This window comes from Kaistella yonginensis (assembly GCF_030409525.1).
In the GTDB taxonomy this organism is placed as follows: domain Bacteria; phylum Bacteroidota; class Bacteroidia; order Flavobacteriales; family Weeksellaceae; genus Kaistella; species Kaistella yonginensis.
The window spans coordinates 83,135-107,181 of the sequence record NZ_JAUFQB010000022.1; the positions used below are offsets into that span (position 1 = coordinate 83,135).

22 protein-coding genes are annotated in these 24,047 nt (G+C 35.7%); 12 read left to right on the forward strand and 10 right to left on the reverse strand.

Annotated features, from left to right (window positions below):
- Window positions 1-8: 8 nt before the first annotated feature.
- From QWY78_RS08780 to QWY78_RS08800, 5 genes are all read right to left on the reverse strand, one after another.
- The gene (locus QWY78_RS08780; RefSeq protein WP_290218847.1) at window positions 9-536 is read right to left on the reverse strand and encodes a DUF1697 domain-containing protein; all 528 of its coding nucleotides are present in this window, start codon (window positions 534-536) and stop codon (window positions 9-11) included.
- A 23-nt stretch (window positions 537-559) separates the two neighbouring features.
- Window positions 560-1,000, reverse strand: coding sequence for a hypothetical protein (locus QWY78_RS08785; RefSeq protein ID WP_290218850.1), 441 nt, complete (start codon window positions 998-1,000; stop codon window positions 560-562).
- A 52-nt stretch (window positions 1,001-1,052) separates the two neighbouring features.
- Window positions 1,053-4,052, reverse strand: a complete 3,000-nt coding sequence (locus tag QWY78_RS08790; RefSeq protein WP_290218852.1) for a zinc-dependent metalloprotease family protein — start codon at window positions 4,050-4,052, stop codon at window positions 1,053-1,055.
- Window positions 4,053-4,261: 209 nt separating this feature from the next.
- A complete protein-coding gene (locus tag QWY78_RS08795) occupies window positions 4,262-5,251 on the reverse strand; it encodes an adenosine deaminase (RefSeq protein ID WP_290218853.1) in 990 nt (329 codons plus the stop codon).
- Window positions 5,252-5,281: 30 nt separating this feature from the next.
- A complete protein-coding gene (locus QWY78_RS08800; protein WP_290218855.1) occupies window positions 5,282-8,767 on the reverse strand; it encodes a glycosyltransferase family 117 protein in 3,486 nt (1,161 codons plus the stop codon).
- 224 nt (window positions 8,768-8,991) lie between these two features.
- On the opposite strand from QWY78_RS08800, the gene QWY78_RS08805 reads away from it, so the two are divergent.
- The 5 genes from QWY78_RS08805 (at window position 8,992) to QWY78_RS08825 (ending at window position 15,170) form a co-directional block, all read left to right on the forward strand.
- Entirely contained in the window at window positions 8,992-10,029 is a 1,038-nt protein-coding gene (locus QWY78_RS08805; protein WP_290218858.1) for a PLP-dependent cysteine synthase family protein, read from the forward strand.
- Between the two features lie 99 nt (window positions 10,030-10,128).
- Window positions 10,129-11,403 carry an aminotransferase class I/II-fold pyridoxal phosphate-dependent enzyme gene (locus tag QWY78_RS08810; protein ID WP_290218860.1) on the forward strand — a complete coding sequence of 425 codons (1,275 nt, stop codon included), beginning with the start codon at window positions 10,129-10,131 and terminating at the stop codon, window positions 11,401-11,403.
- A 72-nt stretch (window positions 11,404-11,475) separates the two neighbouring features.
- Window positions 11,476-11,886: a nucleoside diphosphate kinase regulator gene (gene rnk / locus QWY78_RS08815; protein WP_290218863.1), complete on the forward strand. Its 411-nt coding sequence runs from the start codon at window positions 11,476-11,478 to the stop codon at window positions 11,884-11,886.
- Between the two features lie 200 nt (window positions 11,887-12,086).
- Window positions 12,087-14,282: a B12-binding domain-containing radical SAM protein gene (locus QWY78_RS08820; RefSeq protein ID WP_290218865.1), complete on the forward strand. Its 2,196-nt coding sequence runs from the start codon at window positions 12,087-12,089 to the stop codon at window positions 14,280-14,282.
- 114 nt (window positions 14,283-14,396) lie between these two features.
- Complete coding sequence (locus QWY78_RS08825; protein ID WP_290218868.1) at window positions 14,397-15,170, forward strand: COG4705 family protein; 774 nt, start codon at window positions 14,397-14,399, stop codon at window positions 15,168-15,170.
- Between the two features lie 107 nt (window positions 15,171-15,277).
- Here QWY78_RS08825 and QWY78_RS08830 read toward each other — a convergent pair whose 3' ends face one another.
- On the reverse strand, window positions 15,278-15,559 hold the full coding sequence (locus tag QWY78_RS08830; protein WP_290218870.1) for a FoF1 ATP synthase subunit delta/epsilon: 282 nt from the start codon (window positions 15,557-15,559) through the stop codon (window positions 15,278-15,280).
- Window positions 15,560-15,640: 81 nt separating this feature from the next.
- Window positions 15,641-17,149, reverse strand: coding sequence for a F0F1 ATP synthase subunit beta (gene atpD, locus QWY78_RS08835; RefSeq protein WP_290218872.1), 1,509 nt, complete (start codon window positions 17,147-17,149; stop codon window positions 15,641-15,643).
- 142 nt (window positions 17,150-17,291) lie between these two features.
- Here atpD and QWY78_RS08840 point away from each other — a divergent pair, with 142 nt between their 5' ends.
- The gene (locus QWY78_RS08840) at window positions 17,292-18,212 is read left to right on the forward strand and encodes a bifunctional riboflavin kinase/FAD synthetase (protein ID WP_290218874.1); all 921 of its coding nucleotides are present in this window, start codon (window positions 17,292-17,294) and stop codon (window positions 18,210-18,212) included.
- Here QWY78_RS08840 and QWY78_RS08845 read toward each other — a convergent pair.
- On the reverse strand, window positions 18,209-18,562 hold the full coding sequence (locus QWY78_RS08845; RefSeq protein ID WP_290218877.1) for an MmcQ/YjbR family DNA-binding protein: 354 nt from the start codon (window positions 18,560-18,562) through the stop codon (window positions 18,209-18,211). The two genes, QWY78_RS08840 and QWY78_RS08845, sit on opposite strands and share 4 nt — an antisense overlap.
- A gap of 123 nt (window positions 18,563-18,685) precedes the next feature.
- Here QWY78_RS08845 and QWY78_RS08850 point away from each other — a divergent pair, with 123 nt between their 5' ends.
- Window positions 18,686-19,339, forward strand: coding sequence for an NAD(P)H-binding protein (locus tag QWY78_RS08850; RefSeq protein ID WP_290218880.1), 654 nt, complete (start codon window positions 18,686-18,688; stop codon window positions 19,337-19,339).
- 100 nt (window positions 19,340-19,439) lie between these two features.
- Here the strand turns inward: QWY78_RS08850 and frr are convergent, their stop codons facing one another.
- Together frr and pyrH are read right to left on the reverse strand one after the other, a co-directional pair.
- Entirely contained in the window at window positions 19,440-19,994 is a 555-nt protein-coding gene (frr, locus tag QWY78_RS08855; RefSeq protein ID WP_290218882.1) for a ribosome recycling factor, read from the reverse strand.
- A 60-nt stretch (window positions 19,995-20,054) separates the two neighbouring features.
- Window positions 20,055-20,762, reverse strand: coding sequence for a UMP kinase (gene pyrH, locus QWY78_RS08860; RefSeq protein ID WP_290218884.1), 708 nt, complete (start codon window positions 20,760-20,762; stop codon window positions 20,055-20,057).
- Between the two features lie 135 nt (window positions 20,763-20,897).
- Between pyrH and porQ the strand changes: the two genes are divergently transcribed.
- From porQ to QWY78_RS08885, 5 genes are all read left to right on the forward strand, one after another.
- Window positions 20,898-21,896, forward strand: coding sequence for a type IX secretion system protein PorQ (gene porQ, locus QWY78_RS08865; protein ID WP_290218886.1), 999 nt, complete (start codon window positions 20,898-20,900; stop codon window positions 21,894-21,896).
- 94 nt (window positions 21,897-21,990) lie between these two features.
- Entirely contained in the window at window positions 21,991-22,665 is a 675-nt protein-coding gene (gene cmk, locus QWY78_RS08870; RefSeq protein WP_290218888.1) for a (d)CMP kinase, read from the forward strand.
- Window positions 22,666-22,772: 107 nt separating this feature from the next.
- Window positions 22,773-23,156: a YtxH domain-containing protein gene (locus tag QWY78_RS08875; protein WP_290218890.1), complete on the forward strand. Its 384-nt coding sequence runs from the start codon at window positions 22,773-22,775 to the stop codon at window positions 23,154-23,156.
- A gap of 78 nt (window positions 23,157-23,234) precedes the next feature.
- Window positions 23,235-23,543: a hypothetical protein gene (locus QWY78_RS08880; RefSeq protein ID WP_290218893.1), complete on the forward strand. Its 309-nt coding sequence runs from the start codon at window positions 23,235-23,237 to the stop codon at window positions 23,541-23,543.
- A 2-nt stretch (window positions 23,544-23,545) separates the two neighbouring features.
- The gene (locus tag QWY78_RS08885; RefSeq protein ID WP_290218895.1) at window positions 23,546-24,043 is read left to right on the forward strand and encodes a phosphoribosyl-ATP pyrophosphatase; all 498 of its coding nucleotides are present in this window, start codon (window positions 23,546-23,548) and stop codon (window positions 24,041-24,043) included.
- Window positions 24,044-24,047 lie beyond the last annotated feature (4 nt).

Below are 24,047 nucleotides of genomic sequence, written 5' to 3' on the forward strand. Positions count from 1 at the left end.
AAATTAATTTAAAACTTCTTTGAAATTTTCTCCAAAGTATTGATATTCCTAGATGTCATTTGAGATTTCAGAGATTTTTTACCCAGAACCTTTCCAAAATTAGAATCCAATGTGTTTCCTTTTTCAATTTGCCAATAGAACGTATTTCCTACAATTTTACCGTCTTCGTTCTTTGATTTTAGGGTTAAATTAAATTCTTTTAAAAGTGAATTTTCAATTTCTTCTGTTCCAATGAATACATAAATATGCAAATCTTCGGATTTTACAAATGGATTATTAGTACATATTTCTGTAATTTCCTGTTTGGTTTTCAGGAATAGAAATGCTTCATAATCAAAATATTCCGAAAGTACTTGCTGTAAAATCCTCTTTAGGTCTGATCGATTTTTATCAGAAGAAAATAAGATATTTCCGGTGGCTAAAACGGAAGAAACTTCTTTCATTCCTGCCTCAGTAAATATTTTGCATCCTTCTACCATTTTCATAGAAGTACCCTTAACATTAACACCACGAAGAAAAGCACAATATTTTTTCAAGACTTGGGTTTAATTTCTATTAACTATTTTATATAATCTTCAATTTGTCCTACTTCAATTTTTTTATCGATCTCCGGTTTTGTATACACTTTATAATGATTACAACTTCCTTTTACAGCTTCGATAAAATACTGAATGCCTTTTTCTAAGTATGCACCGCTCATGGTTTTTGGTAAGATGGTCAATGTGATTATCTTTGTATCATCTGTTGATTTTCCTTTAAAAATTTTAATATCTGGAACGTTCACTTCTGAAATACTTTTCTCTTGTACTTCAAATAAAACGGCTTTTCCATTAACATCAAAAAGATTGATAGAAACCATTCCATCTTTAGTTGGTTTATGTTGTTTTAAAAATTCTTTGTTCCATTTTTTCACATTAAATTTAAAGACATATTCCTGCTTATTTTGGCCTAAAACTAAGCCAAAACAAAATATACCTGTTAGTACTAAAATAAATTTCATAAATGCTAATATAAAGAAAAAGCCACCTTTACGATGGCTTTTTCAAAGTTAATTATTTTTTAATTATTTTTTCTCGATGAATTACTTTTCCATTATTTAATAATATTAGCATGTAATTTCCGGTTTTTAACCGACTAAAATTGATGGTTTCATTGTTTAAAACATTGGTCTCAATGAGTCTTCCGGAAATATCTAAGATTTGGTAACCGGATATTTTTTGTTTACTCTTGACAGTCAGATAATTATCGACTGGGTTTGGAGCGAGCACAAAATCTTTACCTGTATATGGATTTTCGATCGAAGCTAAAGTAGTATCGATGATCAAAGATCTTTCATTTCCACTAAGCGCAAAACAAGTTCCGGCGCTTGCCAATTCTGCAACTGTTTGATTTACAAAAAGTGAACTATTGGTTGCCGTAGGGAAAGAAATTCCTTTTACAGTATATTCCCCAACTGGTAAGGTAGAGAAATTTGCTGTAGAACTTACCGCTTTAATTTTACTGTCTGAATTGTTAATCGCTATGAAAGTATAACTGTAACCAGCTGGTGTTGTCACCGGATTGTATAAATTTCCGGATCCAGAACTGGTAATATCGTACGTTAAATTATTTGCAGGATTGCTAAAATTACATAGTACTGCGTAATAGGTTACCCCTTCTTGTAATACCATACTTTGGGTTGATGCAGCCGAAGAATAACTACCACCACCTGTATTATATGCATTAGAAGCAACAAAATTACCTGTCGAATAAGGGGATCCAGAATGAATGGTTACGATTAAAAAAGCGCCTGTTTTACTAAATACATAATTTCCGGTTTTGGTCACTCTAAAACTATAAGTTACGGAAGGATAATTATTAGTGACCAAGGTAGGCGTTGATTTTGTAGCATCGCTGTAAGCCACGATATTATTTGATGTTGCAGTACTGTAATCGATATTTTTAACAGTGAAAGAATTACTTGCTGCCGAAGGTGCAGTCATGCTTAGATTACTAGCCGCAGATCCAACACTTGTAGTTACTGCTGTGGTAGGATTAATAAAGGATTGATAAGCGTTACAAGCAGAGCTGATGGTAAAATCTTTATCGGAAACATCAAAAAACTCTGCATTGGGATTAATAACTGCTACAATTTTGACCCTTGCAGTTGTAGTTCCAGGAACATTTGGAATCGTGACCGATTCTGAGCCATCGTTTGGCGTATTCATCGCTAATTGGTATGGGTAACTGCTTCCACCATCTACTGAAAGTAAAATATTTACTGTTGATTTTAAAGCGTTTGTCCCATTCACATTCCATGTAATAATTGTTCCAGTTGAAGCTGCTATTGTAATACCTGTTACTGACGGATAGGTAACCACTAGCGGTCCACTATTGTCTACAGCCACGACGATTTCATCTGAATCTACACCGCCAGACAAGGCATTATTATCTCTTACCGTAAATCTAAATTTCATGTTTCTCGCCACGCCGGGAAGCACTTCTGCATCATTAACCGGTGGTAAATTTTGGTTATTTAAAACATAGATCAGCTTAGGAAAAGTTCTTTCGGTGCTTGAAGTACTTTGTTCTGATCTAAACAAGGGAGCACTGGCTGTACTGCTACTTGCAACATAACCACCTGCACCAGCGATAGTGCTGCCAAAAGCACCTTTATCATTTGCACTTGCATTATCTGCCTGTTCCCACGTGTAAGATAAATTGGTATCATTCGGATCAGAAGCCGTACCATTTAATTTAAAAGGAGTGTTTTTTGGAATCGTAATATCTACTCCAGCATTAGCAACAGGTGCCTGATTTGCCGTATTTTCTACATTATAGCAATTTCCTGGACCCGCTAAATTAGCAGTAATCTGATCCAGACTTTTTGCATTGAAATAACTTAAACCATTATTCCCCGTATTGGTTTGATTAGCGGGAACCGTACAGTTATTTCCATAGCTCATGATCGTTGTACCAGCACCTGGTTCTACGGCTGCTGTACTGCTCCATCCAGAAGTACAGAAAGTTGGGCTACCGCTGGTTCCACCTACTGCATTGTAGGTATGGCCTGCAGTAAATTGATGACCCATTTCATGAACAATAAGATTTGCAGTAATTGCTTTGGGCATGGTGATATTCCACTGGCTCCAAGCTCTTGCTTTAAATGAAGAATTGCAGGGTTGATTTCCTGCTTGTCCTTGTGCACCACCACCTGTCATAATATGGAAAGTGTGGCCAATATCATATAAAGAATAGGCCAAAGTTCCGTTGGTATTCATGGTATTAAAACCGGTTTGGGAATTGGCAGCACTCGCAAATGAAGGATCTACTGTAAAGGGATCAGTATTGGGATCTGTAAATATTAAGGTTTTATCCGTAGTTTTTGATATTACGTTGAAGCTAATGGACACTTCAGATTCGTAAATCAAATTGATTAAATTAAGCATACTTAATGCTTCTGCTAAGGCATTATTCTGATTTCCGGCAAAAGCTTGTGTAAATTCCCCTGTCGTAGCGATTGCCATTCTGAATTTTCTTAATTGATTTCCATAAGGAAAATTAGGTGCAGATTGTCTTGAAGAAAGGTTGTCTTTTACGGCAATCAATTCTTGCAATAAATCGGGGTCTACAGCATTATCACAACTGAAATTTACTCCAAAATCAGCGAACGCCGGATAAATTCGATAATTTCCAGAAGAAGTTTTGTAGGGTTCCACATAAAAATATCCATCCTTATTTTTCACAATTGCTACAAGATGATCTTGAAATAAAGAAAGCTTTAATTTGGAATTTCCGTCGGTAGATACTCCATCGAAAGTGGTAACATCTGCAACTCTTTCATGGGTTAAATCATTTTCAGTTAAATTGTAATTCACTTTTTCACCAGAAAAATTGGGCAAGGTAATGCTCAAATTTTTAATTCGTTTAGGTGATGATTTCTGCGTCTTAACAGAATTTTGCAAAGAAAGGATTGTAATAGGATACACCTTTCCCGGGATTTCGTTTTCTGTGCTTTGTTGGGAATATAGCATTCCGAACGAAAGCATACAAATAAGTAATAATTGTTTCATGGCGTTGTTTTTTACAAATGTAACAAAACGTCATTAAATTTATTGGGTTATTACACCTTTTTTCAGAAAAATATTAAAGTATAAATAAGGCTAAAAAGCTAACAAAAAAAGCTAACATATTAGCCAGCCCTTTATTTTTAAATCTAAAAAAAATGATCATAGTAAATTTTAAGTAGTAAAAATTTAACTATAATTGATAATATCGCTACTTAAATCCGCTCCAAAAATTTCTTTTTCTCTTGCTCAGATAAGAAAGAATATTCAAAAGAATTGCGAACCAACTGCTTAACTTCGTCTAAAGATAAATCAAGTGCTTCTATACAACTGATGTAATTTTGCGTAAGATAACCACCGAAATAGGCGGGGTCATCTGAATTCACAGTGACTTTCAAGCCCAAATCCAACATTTTTTTCAGCGGGTGATTATTGAGGTGATCAACATTTCGAAGGGCTGTATTTGATAGTGGACATACCGTTAAGGCCATTTTCTCTTGAACCAACCGATCAACCAATTTAGAATCAGATAGACAATTGTTTCCGTGATCAATTCTGGCAACTTTCAACAAATCCAAAGCTTCGTAAATATATTCTGCGGGACCTTCTTCACCTGCATGAGCCACAGGAACATAACCTTCTTTTATCGAAGCTTCAAAAACCTTTTGGAACTTCGAAGGTGGATTTCCTTTTTCAGAAGAATCCAAGCCTACTGCTTTAATTAAATGCTTGTACGGAAGTGATTGTCGTAAAGTTTCAAAGGCATCTTCTTCTGATAAATGGCGCAGGTAGCTCATAATCAAAAGCGAAGAAATACCAAACTGAGTTTCTGCCTCTTCTCTTGCACGCTGGATTCCATTAATAATGGTAGAAAATGCGATACCTCTTTTGGTATGGGTCTGCGGATCGAACATGATTTCGGTATGAAGCACATTTTCTTTGGCACATTGTTTAAAATAAGCCATCGTTAAATCGTAAAAATCCTGTTCATAGATAAGAACATTTGCACCAGCATAATAAATATCCAGAAAATCCTGTAAGTTACTAAATTGATAGGCTTTTTTCAAATCTTCGATGCTTGCGTACGGAATTTCGATCTTATTTCTTAGTGCAATTTCAAACATCAATTCTGGTTCAAAACTACCTTCAATATGAAGATGTAATTCTGCTTTCGGAACTTTTTTAATATAATCTAATACGGTCATTTAATTTGATTTTTTACGTTTAAGATTTTTTTACTGCGTTGCTTTCATCATTGCAGCGGTAATTTGACTTTCCTTTTCTTCTGAATAGGTCGAGTCGTAAGGCTCCATAATATCAAACAAATAGGTGTAAAAAGGAGTTATTTTTTTTACTTTATCAGCTTCATTAAAAGCTTTTTCTTTGCCCATTGTTTGCAAATGTTTAACAAATGCGCTAAACTTTTTGTCAATAGGTTCTATTGATTTTACCAAATAATCATATCCTTTTACTTTCTGTCCTGTTTTCGCATACGCATCTGCTACGGCTCCAACCACTAAGGAGTATTCCATGGGTTTTGCTCTCATTTGGCGGCTTACAAAACGTTGTTCTTTTTCTGATAAACTGTTGTAATATTCATATTCCGTAAAAATTCCTTTTTTCAGTTCTTCTGCAAGCGCCAATCCTTTCTGTTCTTGGCCAGCCACGATATATCCGTAGACCATAGAACTTAGCGAGCGTGGATCATTATATTTTGCCACAGGAATTTCTTTCGAGGCCAGATCCAATATTTCTGCTGCTTTTCCTTTTTGCCCAGACAACGCTAAGGCTTCGGCTGCACGGCTTGCAGAACTCCTATAACTTACAATGTTTTGGGTGCAAGTTTCATCAAAATGCACACTCAGATCTTTGAAATTTCCCCACTTGTAATTTTTAACAATTTGATACAATGAATTGGCGTCAACTCTGCCCATTTCCCCATCCTCTCGTTCTTTGGTTTCAATGGGAACCAAGCGGTAACTGAATCCATCATATTGTAAATAATCACCCAAAAAGAATAGATTTTCAGGGTCGTAAATTCCACCTGAAGAAAAATTAATCGGCCGTTTCCAATCGAAATTTGCCAAGATATCCATCAAAATTAAATTATTTTTGAACATGCTGGTTTTCTTATAATTAATGGTGATTTGATCCACGGTATTTGCTAAATCTTTCTGTGCAATCGTTCCAGATTTTACAGCATTTTGTTTATTCACCGGTAAAATAAATTTAGAGACCGGCAAGAAATTAAATTTCTCGTATTTTGCTTCACCAAAAATCATTTTTAATATTTGATCTTTATTATCCGATTTCATTTTAATAAAATTCACGGCTTCTTTCATGGTCATCGCATCCTGAGTCAAATATTTTTTAAATTCCGAAAAGGTGTTATCTGGCGCACCTTGCTCTTTCATATTTGCAAAAATATTTTCCCAATCTTTTTTATTCATTACGAAGATTTGATCATTGGTTCCATCTCGATAATCTTCATGAACAAAAGTTGAGGGAACTGGCATTGAATTGTAAGTTCTTCTCTTCACCTGATCAATGTTCCAAGGGGTTGAAAGCAAAGTGAAGTTAACCACTTTAACATCGTCTCTAAAACCAGAAGTTTCCTGCATTCCCCAAATAGGATACGTGTCATTATCACCATAAACAAATAGGATATCATCTTTTGGTAAAGATTTTAAAGTAGAATAAGCGTAATCATAAGCGGTGTAGCGACCACTTCGATCATGAACATTATAATTCTGGAAGCCCATCATTAAAGGAATTCCGAGAAGAACCAGGCCAGCAACGATATTTAAAGCATCTGATTTTACTTTCTCTTGTATATACCAAAGTATGGCGCCTGCTCCCAAGCCAATCCATACCGCAAAAGCGTAAAAGGAACCGACCATCGCGTAATCTCTTTCCCGTACTTCAAAAGGTTTCACACCGGTATAGAATATAATGCCAACACTGGTAATGATAAATAAGGACAAAATCGCATAGAACCGACCGAAATCTCTATTGAGTTGGAAGAAAAACCCAATAAGTCCTAATAATAAAGGCAGGAAGAAAAAAGCAACGGTACTTTCGTTTTTAAATTTCGCTGGCATTTTGCTTTGATCACCATACATGGCATTATCAATAAATGAAATACCAGAAATCCAATTCCCACGGTTGTTTTCCATGTTTCCTTCTAAGTCGTTTTGGCGACCCACAAAATTCCACATCAGGTATCTTACAAAGTAATATCCGTTCTGAAAGGTGAAGAAATAATTCAAGTTCTGGCTTAAGGAAGGCCTTTGCACATTGATTAAATTATAAGGTTTCACTTGTAAATAATCAGCGGCTTTGATACTTCCTTCTTCATACTTTTTTCTGAGATCATCAAAAATTTGAAGGGCCTCTGGATTATCGGCCACCTCTTCATTACCATAATTAAAGGAAAAATCTGGCGCACCGTACATGGAGATATAATTTTCCATCACCGATGGATCTTCATTAAACATACGAGGTAAAAAGCTTATATGTTCTTTACTGTACACATAATTAAACCGCTCGCCCACTTTCCGGTACATTTGTGTCTTTTCATCTTTTTCGTACACATCACCAGTTTTAGTGGTTTTATAACTTCCGTCTTCATTTTTTTGAATTCCATTTGCATCCAGATGTGCCGTGTAGTTTTGTCCGTAGGAAGTTGGCCAATCACCATATTGTTCACGATTATAATAATCCAACATGCCAATGGCGTTATCCGGATTGTTCAAGTTCATTGGTGGATTAGCATTGGCTCGAATCGGAATTACCATCCAACAAGAAAAACCAATCATCATATAGACCACGGAAAGAACAATGGTTTGATAAATGCTTTTTTTAGTTGTACGGGCATATTTTAAGGTAAAATAACAAATTGCAATGAGAATCATAAATGCAATTATCGTCCCAGAATGGAAAGGAAGTCCGATTCCGTTCACGGCAAAAACTTCCATTTTTCCGAATAAAGTCATTATTAATGGGAAAATTCCTTTGAATACCGTGGCTAAAATTATTAGAGTGACAATATTTGCCCACATAAAACTCTTCCAAGTAAACTCATAATTGCGCGCATAATAGATAAAGCAAACGGCTGGTATTGCCAACATTCCCATCATGTGAACGCCTACAGATAAACCCAGAACAAAGAATATTAAAATAATCCAACGTTCGTTATCGTTTTCCAGGTATTCATTTTCCCATTTGGTAATTAACCACAGCAATAGAGCGATAAACATGGAGGCCATTGAATACACTTCACCTTCTACCGCAGAAAACCAAAACGTATCAGAAAAGGTAAAACATAACGCTCCAATGACGCCGGCGAAAAGAATAGAAATTTCCTGATGTTTGGTAATCTCATGAAAATCTTTATGCAACAACCTTCTCACAAGATGTGTAATGGTCCAAAATAAAAACAAGATGGTAAATGCGCTGAAAAGAGCCGACATTGCATTGATAACGACCGAATAATTTTCGCCATTTCCAAAAGCAAATACCGCGAAAACAGCACCAACCAACTGGAAAAGTGCAGCTCCTGGAGCGTGGGTAACTTCTAGTTTTACCGCAGAAGAAATATATTCGCCCGTATCCCAGAAACTAAAATTAGGTTCGATGGTTGCTAAATAAGTAAAAAATGCAATAACGAATACCACCCATCCTATTAAAGTATTCCACTGTTTAAAAGACCAATTTTTCATATTAAATTTTCAATGTTGCGAAAATAAGGTTTTTAACTTATTATCCATTGATTTTAACAAAATTTAAGCATGAATTCTGCTTTTTACCTACTGCCAAATCGCCGAAAACAAGAATAGAGAATGATATATCTCATAGAATAAATACAAAGTTCTGGATTTATTGTTGAATTATTTATTTTTTAGTATTTTTGCAGACGGTTTTAATTGACTAAAATGACGAAATAATGACTAATGTTCACGATAACATTCTGGGTTTAATAGGTAACACTCCTTTGGTTAAACTAAATGAAGTTACTAAAGAGATTCCGGCTACAGTATATGCTAAATTAGAATCTTGTAATCCTGGCCACTCCACGAAGGATAGAATTGCAATGCATATCATTGAAGCTGCTGAGAAAAAAGGACTCTTGAAGCCTGGTTCTACGGTAGTTGAGACTACTTCCGGAAATACCGGATTTTCAATTGCTATGGTTTGTATTATCAAAGGTTACAAATGTATTCTAGCCGTAAGTGATAAAACAAAGAAAGAAAAAATCGCCTATTTAAAGGCCTTAGGTGCAGTGGTCTATATTTGCCCAGCAAATGTGGCGGCTGATGATCCAAGATCTTATTATGAAGTAGCTAAAAGAGTAGCCAGTGAAACCCCTGGCTCAATTTATATCAACCAATATTTTAATGAGTTGAATATTGATGCACACTATCAAACAACTGGTCCCGAAATCTGGAAACAGACCCAAGGTAAAATCACCCACCTTATTGCTTGTACAGGAACTGGAGGGACACTTTCGGGCTCTGCAAAATTTTTAAAGGAACAGAATCCCCATATTAAAATAATCGGTGTTGATGCTTCTGGCTCAATTTTGAAAAGCTTCCATGAAACAGGAGAAATTCACAATGAAGATATTCATCCGTACCAAATTGAAGGAATGGGAAAAAATCTAATTCCTGCGGCTTTATTATTTGATAAAATCGATGAATTTGTTCGCGTTAATGATGAAATGGCAGCCTACAGAACGCGCGAAATTGCTTTGAAAGAAGCCATCATGGGAGGTTATACCACCGGTGCAGTTACCCAAGGACTTTTACAATATGCAAATTCTCATGAGTTTACAGAAAATGATCTGGTAGTTGCCCTATTCCCGGATCATGGATCCAGATATATTACCAAAGTATACAGCGACGAATGGATGGCAGAACAAGGATTCATCAATAATTGTGTTCATAATTATGATGAAGTATATAAAACAGAATTTGTTAAATAACAAAATAAAGAGAAACACTAGAATAAACCTTTTTGTAGTAAGCGAAAGGTTTTTTTAGTTTAAATAATTAACTTTGAGTATTTAAAACCAAAAAAAATAATGAAAGATATTTTTGATCGCCTTAGAGAAAACCCAGGTCCATTGGGACAATTTGCAGATTATGCAGAGGGTTATTTTGTATTCCCAAAACTAGAAGGTCCGATCGGTCCACGAATGATATTTCAAGGAAGAGAGGTGATTTTCTGGAGTGCGAATGATTATTTGGGACTTTGTAACCACCCAGAAGTTTTAGAAGCTGATGCAAAAGCAGCCGCTGAATATGGGATGTTTTATCCAATGGGCGCCAGAGCAATGTCTGGTGAAACAGATCAGCATCAACAATTAGAAAGAGAATTAGCAGAATTTGTTGAAAAAGAATCTGCTTATCTTTTAAATTTTGGTTATCAGGGAATGGTTTCTACCATTGATGCACTCGTTGGAAGGCACGATGTAATCGTTTATGATGCCGATTCACATGCCTGTATCGTTGATGGCGTGCGTCTTCACATGGGTAAAAGTTTTACTTATAAGCACAATGATATTGCAAGTTTAGAGAAAAACCTTGTTAGAGCGACCAAAGTTGCACAAGAACAAGGTGGTGGCATTCTAGTGATTACCGAAGGGGTATTTGGGATGCGCGGAATGCAGGGTAAAATCAAAGAAATTTGTGATTTAAAATCAAAATTCGATTTCCGTTTATTGGTTGATGATGCGCATGGATTTGGAACTTTAGGAAAAACTGGTGCCGGTGCTGGTGAAGAGCAAGGTTGCCAAGATCAAATCGATGTTTACTTCTCTACTTTCGCCAAATCAATGGCTGGTTTTGGAGCCTTCATTGCCGCAGATAAAGATATTATTAGAATTTTAAAATATAATTTACGGTCACAGGTTTTTGCAAAATCGTTAACGATGCCTATGGTGATCGGCGGTTTAAAACGACTAGATCTTTTGCGTTCGCGCCCGGAAATCAAAGCAAAACTTTGGGAGAATGTTCATAAATTACAAAATGGGTTGAAAGAAAGAGGGTTTAACTTAGGTGGGTCTGATACTTGTGTAACCCCAGTAATGATGGAAGGTTCTACCGTTGAAGCTACCCTACTTTCTAGAGATTTAAGAGAGAATTTTGGAATCTTTACATCGGTAGTAATCTATCCTGTAATTCCTAAAGGGATGATTTTATTACGATTAATTCCAACTGCTTCCCATACCGATTCGGAAATAAACGAAACGCTGGCTGCATTTGAAGCCATTCATGAAAAATTAGTTTCTGGCTTTTATAAAGAGCAGGAGCAAAAATTAATGGAGGAGAAAAACCTTCACTTTAAGAACTCGTAGAATTTTCAGAATATATTCCTAATATAGACCGTTTGAAAAATTCAAACGGTTTTTTATTTAAAACCTATTATTATGAGCCAAGTTATTATTACCAAACAAGATTTTAATAAAATCCACCGATCCATTACCGATGCTAAAGCAAAAAACAGCATTAAAAAAGATGAAGCGGAAAAATTACTCGCCGAACTAAAAGCTGCTAAAATTGTAGAGCAAGACCAAATTGAAAGTGATGTGGTCACCATGAATTCAATTGTAAAGATTCACTTTCAAAATAATAAAACTTCGATGGAGTTTCAACTGGTGTATCCTGCAGAAGCTGATTTAAAACAAAAGAAAATATCAATTTTTTCCTCTGTTGCAGCTGCTCTAATCGGCTACAGAGTTGGAGATGAAATCGATTGGCTGATTCCTTCAGGAATGACCAAAATCGTGATCGATGAAGTTGTTTATCAGCCAGAAGCTGCGGGAGATTTTGATTTGTAGATAGAAGTTTACACCAAAAAATTACCAAAAAATTCACGCCAGAAAGTTTTACTAAGAGAATGAAAATTGAGAAGAACCATACTTTTTCCTTCCGTCGCCATTTAACACATAACTCACAGATTATTTGTGACTTTTACTGTTTAAAAAATTTAATGGTTCTAAACTCCAAGATTTAAAATAAATTTGCAAAAAGAAAACGCTTGAAAGATCTGCTCCTCATTACGCCGCCTTTTACCCAACTCAACACGCCTTATCCGGCAACGGCTTACATTAAAGGTTTTTTGAACACCAAAAATATTTCAAGTTATCAGATTGATTTGGGAATTGAAGTGATTTTAGAATTATTTTCGAAAAATGGAATCCAAAAAGTATTTTCAAAAAGCATCAATTTAACTCAAACTTCAGAAAATTCAAAGCGCATTTTTGCTTTAAGGGAAGAGTATATTAAAACCATCGATCAGGTTATTCTTTTCCTACAGAATCAAAATCCGACTTTGGCAAGACAAATCTGCAGCATGAATTTTCTGCCGGAAGCTTCCCGTTTTAATCAGTTAGATGATATGGAGTATGCCTTCGGAAATATGGGCTTACAGGATAAAGCAAAGCACTTGGCAACACTATTTCTAGAGGATATTTCTGATTATATTGTCGAAAATATCGATGCTGATTTTGGGTTCAGCCGCTATGCCGAACGCATTGGGCAAAGTGCCAATTCCTTTGATGAATTGTACGAAAAATTAAATGCTCCGCAAACTTTTACTGATGAATTTACCTTAAAATTACTAAAGGAAAAATTAGATTTAGCACAACCGAAATTAGTGTGTTTTTCGGTTCCTTTTCCGGGTAATTTATATTCAGCCTTTAAATCCGCGCAGTTTATCAAAGCCAATTATCCAGGACTTAATATTGTGATGGGCGGTGGTTTTCCAAATACCGAATTACGAGAATTAAAGGATCCACGCGTTTTTGAATTTTTCGACTTTATCACTTTGGATGATGGTGAATTACCTATTGAATTAGTTTTTGAAAATGTTAGTTCAGGAAAAAACAGTTCAGATAGCGAATTCAAAAGAACGTTCATTTTAGAAAATCAACAAGTCAGCTATAAAAATAATACCAAGAGATCAGATTATAAGCAGGCTCTTATAGGAACTCCTGATTACACCAACTTACTGTTAAACCAATATATTTCCGTTATTGAAATCGCCAATCCGATGCATAGTTTATGGAGCGACGGACGTTGGAATAAGCTCACCATGGCGCACGGTTGCTATTGGGGAAAATGTACTTTTTGTGATATTTCTTTGGATTACGTTAAATTATATGAACCCATTTCTGCCAAAATTTTGGTAGATCGAATGGAAGAATTGATTGCTCAAACTGGAGAGTCGGGTTTTCATTTTGTAGATGAAGCGGCGCCACCAGCTTTGATGAGAGAAGTTGCTTTAGAAATTCTACGCCGGAATTTGGTTGTTACGTGGTGGACGAACATTCGATTTGAAAAAAGCTTCAGCAAAGATTTGTGCTTTTTACTGAAAACATCCGGGTGTGTTGCCGTTTCTGGCGGCTTAGAAGTCGCAAGTGACCGCTTATTAAAACTTATAGACAAAGGAGTTTCTGTAGATCAGGTGGCAAATGTAACACGAAATTTCACGGAAGCCGGAATCATGGTGCACTCCTATTTAATGTACGGATTTCCTACGCAAACCATCCAGGAGACGGTAGACTCTTTAGAAATGGTCCGGCAACTCTTTGAAATGGGAATCGTGCAGAGTGGTTTCTGGCACCAGTTTTCGATGACGGCGCACTCACCGATTGGGAATAATCCAGAAGAATTTGGGGTTAAACCGGTAAGAAAAGAAATCCTTTTTGCACATAACGATGTGGAGTTTATTGACGAATCGGGGCTCGATCACAGCCTATTTAGTTTCGGTTTAAAGAAATCGCTCTTCAATTACATGCATGGAATCAATTTTGATCTTCCATTGAAAGATTGGTTTGATTTTAAAATTCCGAAAACTACCATTCACCCCGATTATATCCACGACTGTCTTTTGGAAGAAGAGGAAATTATTTTTAAAGGAAACTCCAAGTTAGTATTTTTCGATAAAAATGCAAATGTCGAGAACTTTGTAAAAAGCACAAGAGCCGGTTCTTTCGAACTGACACGATTGACTTTCCATCTAAAAACCAATATTGTTAAAATAGAATTGGAAAGAGATTACGCAGATTGGCTCATGAAAATATTCAGCGATAATTTTACCGATAATCCCAAAAAGATTACCCTTCAACAGCTTAAAAATCAGTTTGAAGAAGTTTTTGAGGATTTTGAATCATTTTGGTTTTCAAAACCAATTTTACAATTAAGACGGAACGGCGTAATTTTGAGTTTGTAAGTTTTAATAGGGCTCAAAATAAATCCTTGAATTTAAACCGACTCCACCTTAAAAAGGTTTATTTTTACTAAAGAATTCTGACTTAAAATTCAGGTATTGAAATTTAAATAAACCATGATGAACTCCGCACAAGAATTTACCCTGAACAAAATAGCCAAAATCACCCTGCTTTTTTGGCTGATGAAAATTATTGCCACCACCTTAGGTGAAACTTTAGGCGATTTTATTGCTCAAACCTTGAATTTAGGATATTTGGTAGGTATAGCAATTACCTTGGTTTTCTTTTTATTGACCCTTTTTCTGCAACTTTCTGCCAAGAAATACACACCCGTTTTTTTCTGGTTGGTGATTATCGGAACTACGACTTTAGGAACTGAAATTTCTGATTTCATCGATCGAAGTTTACATTTGGGTTATGCCTTAGGAAGTATGGTGCTGCTTGCCTTTTTGCTCTTAACGCTTTTTTTATGGAATAAAAAATATGGCAATCTGGAAGTCTCCCCTATTTTTGAAAAGCAAAAGGAAATTTATTTTTGGATCGCCGTACTATTTTCCAACAGTTTGGGAACTGCTTTCGGAGACTATTTAAACGATGGTTTGGGTTTAAGTTATTTGACTGGTGCAGTGATCACTTTAGCTGTAATACTCTTTGTTATTACGCTGCACTATTTTACAAAACTTAATCCTATTATTTTATTTTGGATTGCCTTTGTTTTCACCCGTCCTTTCGGTGCTACCTTCGGAGATTTTCTAACCAAACCAATCGCAAAGGGTGGCTTGGATTTAGGAACATTGCCCGCTTCATTGGTTTCTATTGCGATCATGATTGTATTGATCTTCGTTTCACACCGTCAACTTTCAAAAGAAAATACGGCGAGTGATTTATAAAAAAAGTTTCAAAAATAGAATAGGCTTTTAGTTTTAAAATTCAGTTTTACACCAAAAAAATTCCCGTCTTCTAAAAAAGACGGGAATTTTTATCTGTAATAAAGCTCTTATTCCGCTAGAATAATTCCTTTGTTATTGCTAAATTCTACCACTCCACTTTTCATAACAAAAGAAAATACACTTTCTTTTTCGTTTTCTCTGGTGAAATGTTGGCTATATTCTTCCTTAATCTGATCCGTATACACTTTAATTTTTCCTCCGTTTAGGGAAGTAACAATAGCGGCGTGATCTTTCATGATATGGAATTCACCATTTTTTCCAGGAAGTAAAACTGATTTTACATCACCTTCGAAAATTACAAATTCGGGAGTTAAAATTTTAATATTCATTCTTTAAAATTATAGATTATAGATTTTAAATTTTAAAATGCTTTCACAATCTAAAATCTAAAATTTATCATTTAAAATTATTTATGCGTTTTCCGCTAACATTTTTTCACCTGCTTCGATTGCTTCTTCAATCGTACCTTTTAAGTTAAAAGCAGCTTCAGGTAAATGATCTAACTCACCATCGATGATCATGTTAAATCCTTTGATGGTATCTTTAATATCTACCAAAACTCCTTTTAATCCTGTAAACTGTTCCGCAACGTGGAAAGGTTGAGATAAGAATCTTTGTACTTTTCTGGCACGGTATACGGCTAATTTATCATCTTCAGAAAGTTCTTCCATCCCAAGAATTGCGATGATATCTTGCAATGCTTTATATTTTTGAAGAATTTCTTTCACTCTTTGTGCACAGTCGTAGTGCTCATTTCCTAAAATTTCTGGAGTCAAGATTCTAGAAGTAGAAGCCAATGGATCTACTGCTGGATAAATCCCTAGGGAAGCAATTTTTCTATCCAATACCGTAGTTGCATCTAGGTGAGCAAATGTGGTTGCCGGCGCCGGGTCAGTTAAATCATCCGCAGGAACGTAGATCGCTTGTACGGAAGTAATTGAACCATTTTTAGTTGAAGTAATACGCTCTTGCATCGCACCCATTTCTGAAGCCAAAGTTGGTTGGTATCCTACTGCTGATGGCATTCTTCCTAATAGTGCAGATACTTCTGAACCTGCTTGTGTAAAACGGAAAATATTATCAACGAAAAACAAGATATCACGACCTTGACCTGTACCGTCTCCATCTCTAAAGCTTTCTGCAATCGTAAGACCCGATAGTGCTACACGAGCTCTTGCTCCAGGAGGTTCATTCATTTGACCGAAAACAAAGGTTGCTTTCGATTCTTTCATTACTTCTAAATCGATTTTAGATAAATCCCATCCTCCATTTTCCATAGAGTGCATGAATTCATCACCATATTTAATAATGCCAGATTCTAGCATCTCTCTCAAAAGGTCGTTTCCTTCTCTGGTTCTTTCACCTACCCCGGCAAAAACAGAAAGTCCACCGTGACCTTTTGCAATATTGTTAATTAATTCCTGGATCAGTACTGTTTTACCAACACCTGCTCCACCGAACAAACCAATTTTACCTCCTTTGGAGTAAGGTTCTACCAAGTCAATTACTTTAATTCCTGTAAAAAGAACTTCAGCAGAAGTGGTTAGTTGGTCAAATTTCGGAGCATCTCTGTGAATCGGTAAACCGTTTTCTTTAGAAACTTGTTCAATTCCATCAATTGCATCTCCAACTACGTTAAACAATCTACCATAAACTGCTTCACCAGTTGGCATGGTAATTTGTTTTCCTTGTGAAATTACTTCCTGACCTCTTTGAAGTCCGTCTGTTGCATCCATTGCGATACATCTTACTGAATCTTCACCAATATGTTGTTCTACTTCAAGTATCACTTTGTTACCGTCGGATTTTAAGATTTCCAAGGCATCATAGATGTTTGGAAGTTCTGCCGCATCACTAAAATGGACATCGATTACCGGTCCGATAATTTGAGAAATTTTTCCTTTAAGTTGGTTTGCCATTGCTAATTTTTTTCTTGGTGCAAATATAATGAATATTCGCAAATTTGCAATTGGTTTAAAAGAAGATTTTTGTCATATTTGCACAAAGTTATTTAAAGGCTTTTTTTAAGGCAAATATTTCCACTCTTAGCAAGAATTTCAGTTGAAAATTACAGAAAACTTCACAGATTCACTTTCAGAATATCCTTTAGTATTATCCATTGGGATGTTTGATGGGGTGCACATAGGACATCAAAGTATAATCCAGAAACTCAACGTAATTGCTGCTACAAAAAATTTGCAGTCTGCCATTCTTACTTTTTGGCCACATCCGAGAAAAGTTTTTAATCCTAATGAGGATTTAAAATTGTTGAACACCATTGATGAGAAAAAATATCTGCTTCAAAAAAACGGTTTACAACAACTGTTTTTAAAAGAATTTAATCAAGATTTCAGAAATTTAACAGCCGAAGAATTTGTAAAGGAGATTTTGGTAGAGAAACTACAGGTAAAGCATTTAATTGTAGGATACGATCATACGTTTGGAAAAAACAGAAGTGGCGATTTTGCATTATTAAAGAAGATGGGTCCAGAATTCGGTTTTGAAGTAGAGCAGGTACAAGCTGTAAATTATAACGACCATCATATAAGTTCTACCCAAATTAGGAATGCTTTGTCAAATGGTAACGTAATTTATGCCAATGAAATGCTGGGTTACAACTACTCTATTTCAGGTAAAGTAATTCACGGTAAAAAAATCGGAAGAACCATTGGTTATCCAACAGCGAATATTGAAGTTGATCTGATAAAATTATTGCCAAAAAAAGGTGCATATATTGTTGATGCCTTTGTAAAAAACCTGCATTATAAAGGAATGCTGAGTATTGGAACTAATCCAACCGTTCAGGGAGATTCACTTTCTGTAGAAGTTTATCTTTTAGATTTTGATGAAGATATTTACGGCAAAGAAATTTCCGTAAACTTCAGAAAATTTTTACATGAAGAAATTAAATTTAATGGTTTAGAAGAACTGATGGTGAGATTAGATGAGGATCGAAGATTGACCTCTGAATTCAATTTTTAGGAATTCAACAACTCTTCTTTTTTTTTCTTTGTTAAAGAAGCTACGACCAGATCATACGAATGATCGATCAACTCAAAAATCAATTCCTTTTTCAAACCCTCGCACCGCACCGAGTTCCAATGGGTTTTATTCATGTGATATGCTCCAGTAATTTGTGGGTATTGCTCCCGAAGTTCTGCACTTTTTTCGGGATCTGCTTTTAGTGAAAGATTTACAGGTTGTTTTTCTAAGGGAATTAAAGCAAACATTTTCCCAGCTACTTTTACGACCAAAGTCTCTGGATTAAAGGGAAAGGTTTCTTCAACTCCTTTTTTGCGCTGGCAATAATCTAAAATTTCGGTTACATCCATCTTTTTAAGTTATGCGTAATAAGCAATTAGTTATGGGTTAAATCTACCACAAATTTAGTAATTTTATAATTCGCAATCTCAGAAAAGATGACCAACTAATTATTACCTCTTACTTATTTATATATGATCGCACTAATCATCGGCGCAACAGGTGCCACCGGAAAAGATCTCGTAGCACAATTGCTTGCAGATGACACTTTTAAAGAAGTTCATGTTTTCGTAAGAAAACCTTTGAAAACAGACCATTCTCAACTGAAAGTTCATATCGTAGATTTCGAAAAACCTGAGGAGTGGAAAGATTTGGTGAATGGCGATGTTGCTTTTTCTTGCCTGGGAACTACGCTGAAAGCGGCTGGAAGTAAAGAAGCTCAGAAAAAAGTAGATGTTGATTATCAATATAACTTTGCAAAAAGTGCGAAGGAGAATAATGTAGAAGATTTTATTCTGGTTTCTGCCTATGGAGCCAATGCCAATTCTAATGTATTTTATTCCCGAATTAAAGGACAACTGGAGCGAAAAATCAAAGAATTGCACTTCAATAAAGTCACCATTTTTCAACCGGGAATGTTGGAGCGAAAACATTCAAATCGTTTTGGTGAAGTCGTCGGCGCAAAAGTCATTCACTTTTTAAATTCATTTGGCCTATTAAAAAGTCAGAAACCCTTACCCACTAGCGTTTTGGCTCATGCAATGATTAATGCTGCCAAGATAAAGTCCAATGGTTATTCTAAAATTAAATTGGGAAGTATTTTCAGTTTTGCGCAGAAACATAACTAAGAAGGTAATTGCAAAAATACCGATGATATTGTGATATTTTTAAGAAAAAAAAGCCGTTTCAACCAGGCTGAAACGGCTTTTATGTTGCAAATACAAAAGGTTAGATTTTCATAATCTCGGCTTCTTTCACTTTTAAATGATCGTCACACATTTTGATATATTTGTCGGTCAATACTTGAATTTTTGCTTCTTCATCTTTAATTAAATCTTCAGAAACACCATCTAGCTTGCGTAATTCTTTCATTCCATCTTGTCGTGCGTTACGAACCGTAATTTTTGTAGATTCTGCTTCTACTTTCGCTTGTTTTGCCAGTTCACGTCTTCTTTCTTCTGTTAAAGGCGGAACATTTAGAATAATGTTCTCTCCGTTATTAGAAGGGGCAAAACCAAGATTAGAATTGATTATTGCCTTTTCAATTGCGCCAATCGCTGTTTTGTCCCAAGGTTGAATGGAGATTGTCATCGCATCGGGAACCATCACATTGGCGACTTGGCTCAATGGTGTTGGCGCACCGTAATATTCTACCATAACATCTTGTACCATGGTTGTAGAAGCCCGGCCGGCTCTAATTTTCTGAAAAGCATGTTCCAAATGTTTAATGGCCGCATCCATTTCCTGCTTGACCATCCCTGCAATAAGTTCTAATTCTTCCATTATATCTTAAATTTCTGTTTTACTAATTAAAATGAAGTATTCAAAAATAGGATTATTTTTTTATAAATTCACTAAAGTACCGATAGTTTCGCCTTGCACCACACGCAGAAGATTACCCTCCTTGTTCATATCAAACACGATGATTGGTAATTTATTTTCATGACTTAAGGTAAAAGCAGTCATGTCCATTACTTTCAGACCTTTTTCATATACTTGTTCAAAAGTAAGTGAATTGTATTTTACGGCATCCGCATTTTTTTCAGGATCAGAATCATAAATTCCATCAACCCGGGTTCCTTTTAAAATAACATCGGCATCAATTTCAATCGCTCGCAAAGTTGCTGCGGTATCAGTTGTGAAATAAGGATTCCCAGTTCCAGCCCCGAAAATAACCACTCTGCCTTTTTCTAAATGACGCACTGCTTTTCTTTTAATAAAGGGCTCTGCTACTTTATCCATTTCTATGGCACTTTGCAAACGGGTAAATATTCCAGCATCTTCTAAGGCACCTTGCAATGCCATTCCATTAATAACCGTTGCCAGCATGCCCATGTAGTCGCCCTGAACTCGATCCATTCCGGTGGCAGCACCAGCAAGACCTCTAAAGATGTTTCCACCACCGATTACAATCGCCACTTGACAACCGATATCGACTACTTTTTTGATTTCTGCGGCATATTCTTTCAGTCGGTCATTATCGATTCCGTATTGGCGGTTTCCCATTAAGGCTTCACCGCTTAATTTTAGAAGAATTCGTTCGTATTTCATTTTTACAGTTTTATTACTTTTTTACGCTGCAAATATAAGGAAACACAAATAATTTCGTTAATAGATTTATATTTACACCGAAATAATTTTTGAAAAGTACATAAATAAATTATTTTTGCATCTTTACCAACACCATTGAAAAAAAATATTGCTTTTACCACGCTATTAATTGCTGGCTTATTTACTGCTCAGGAAGGAACCAACGTGTACCCTTTTCTGAATATTCCTGTTTCTGCCAGACAAGCAGCTTTGGGCGGTGACGCAGTTTCTGTACGTGATTTTGATGTGAGTTTTGCGGCAGTAAATCCCGGGTTGATGAATTTAGAGCAAGATGAAATGATTTCGGTAAACTACGCGTCTTACCTCGCCGACTCAAAATACGGAACCATCAGTTATGTAAGGGATTTGGCAGAAGGACATCTGATCGGTTTTAATGCCCGCTACATGGATTATGGTAAAATGCCAAGAACTGATGAAAGCGCAGAGATCAATGGTGATTTTGGTGCGATGGACGCCTCCATTGGCTTGTCCTACGCCTATCAGTTTGATGAAAATTTCACCATCGCTGGTGGTGCAAATTTTATCACTTCTAAAATCGATAGCTATACCTCAATGGCCGTAGTCGGTACCGCTGGAATTACCTACCACAACAATAAAAGTCGGGAAACATTGGCTTTGGTTTTTCGTAATTTCGGTTATCAATTCAAATCTTTTAACGGGACCCGGGAAAATGTGGCTTTTAGGGTGGATTTAGGATACACCAGAATTTTAGATGAATTTCCGTTGGCCTTTACCATTACCGCACATGACTTGCAAAAGCTCAATATTTCGCAGGATTTGAATAATAACGGCCAACCCATTAACTGGACCCGAAAACTTGCAGATCATATTTCTTTGGGTGCCGAACTTTTCCCTGAACAGGCTTTTAATATCCGATTTGGCTATAACATCCGTCGCGGTAATGAACTTGCTGTACTGGACCAAAGAAGTTTCGCAGGTTTGTCTGCCGGTTTCGGCATCAAGATTTCAAGTTTTCGTTTCGATTATGCGCATGTAAGGTATCATAATGCCTCTAATATTAATATGTTCGGGATCACTTTAGATTTAATCGAAGTTTCTGGGAATCGCAGATAAATCTGTATTTTTATTCCTGTCTTTTATTAGGTTTTCTCAGCCAAACCACCCTTAATAATTTTTTTCATTCAAATATTTTCAGGAAATTTGCCTTATGAGAAAACCTGTAATTGCTATCGACGGCTACTCCTCTACTGGCAAAAGTTCGATTTCGAAAATCATTGCACAAAAGCTTGGCTTGGTCCATTTGGATACTGGGGCTTTGTATCGTGGAATTACTTATTTTGCCTTAAATCATTGTATTGGTGAAGATGGTCAGATCAACTTATCTGATCTTTTTAGCAGGTTTAAAGAAATTCAACTCGAATTTAAACCCATCGATACAGAATTGGTGATGTTTCTAAATGGACAGGATGTCGCAAAAGAAATCCGAAGCAATGAGGTGAATGAAAATGTGAGTTTAATTGCCAGACAAAAAGAAGTTCGTGATTTCCTGCTCGATGCGCAAAGAAAGATGGCTGAAAAAGGTGGCGTAATAATGGATGGCCGCGATATTGGCACTGTGATTTTACCCAACGCCGATTTTAAGTTCTTTTTGACAGCAAGTGTAGAAGAACGGACAAAAAGGCGCTATTTGGAGTTGAAAGGTTTAGGTATCAAAACCGATGAAAACACCGTTCGTGAAAACCTAATTTCCAGAGATAAAACAGATAGCGAAAGAGAAGTTGCACCCTTGAAAAAAGCTGATGATGCAATTGTTATCGATAATTCACTTTTTACAAAACAAGAAACAATTGATTTGATTTTGTCTTACTTAAAAACTTTTTAACAAAACATTAATACCCCTACTTTTTTCTTTGGTATATTAATTGTAACTTTATAAGAGATGAAGAAATTCATTCGGTAATCATTATTAACTATTAAAAATTAAGTAAGATGTCAAAGAAAGGTAATAACGCAGCAAGTGTATTAGCAGGTTTATTAGCTGGAGCAGCAGCAGGAGTTGTTCTGGGAATGCTTTATGCTCCAGAAGAAGGTGCAGAAACGAGAAAAAAAATCAAGAGCAAAGCGAATGATTTAAAAGATCAAGCAGTTGATCAATATGGAAAAGTTTCTGAAAAAGCAAAAGAGCAATTTGAAGACGTATCTGGTAAAGTAAAAAACCAATACGAAAATATTTCAACTCAAGTTAAAGAAACGGCTGACAAAGTAGTAACTTCTGTAAAAGACGGTTATGATAAATACAAAGATCAAGCGGTTGCTAAAACAAAAGAAGTTGTAGAAGATGTAGAAAGTGAATTAGACGGAATGAGATCATAATCTCAAACCTGTTTTATTCCTAAAAATAAAAAGGAACTTAATTTAAGTTCCTTTTTTTGTAACTTTAAAAAAAATATTATGGTTGACATTGTAAAAGAATTTGCCACAAAGAAAATTGATCTTCTTAAAATGGAGATGACCGAGAAATCATCGATTACCGTTGGAACATTAACCTATCTTTTATTAGGAACGGTAGCGGCTTTATTCTTTATCATACTATTTAATATTGGATTGGGGTTGTTACTTGGCTCTTGGTTAGGGAATTATGGCTACGGAATTTTAATGATGGCAGGTTTTTATTTATTGATTTTACTGTTGATTTTTGCCCTCCGAAATTCAATTAAATATAAGATAGCTGATACAATTATTAAATTTATAAATTCTTAAAGATGAGCGCAAAATATAATAGTTTGGAGGAACTTAGACGTAAGAAAGCATTGCTAAAAAAGGAAGTATCTGAGTTAGAAGATCTTCTTACCTTTGACAACACCAAAGAAAGTTTAAGTGTTTTGACCAATGGCTTTACCGATAAATTTCTGCAACAAGATACCAACCTCGAGGGCGAAACCACAATCTCCCTTAAAACGAATGAAATTGTGAAAGAAATCTCCGGTAGTATTAAAGATTCTTTGCTAAGCAGAAGTTCTGTGTTGAATTTTGCAAAAAGCGAAGGAGGAATGAGCATTGTAGAAAATGCCATGAAATTAGGTGCGGTAACTTTTGTCGGAAATTATGCCAGAAAAAGTCTTTACAATAAAAGTTGGAAAAAAAAACTAATTGGGTTGGCGCTTATTTACCTGGCTCCTATTGCTTTACGATTTATCCGTAAAAAAATTGAAGACTATGAAAAATCAAAAACGACCTCTAGTTTTGAACAATTAATATAAGATA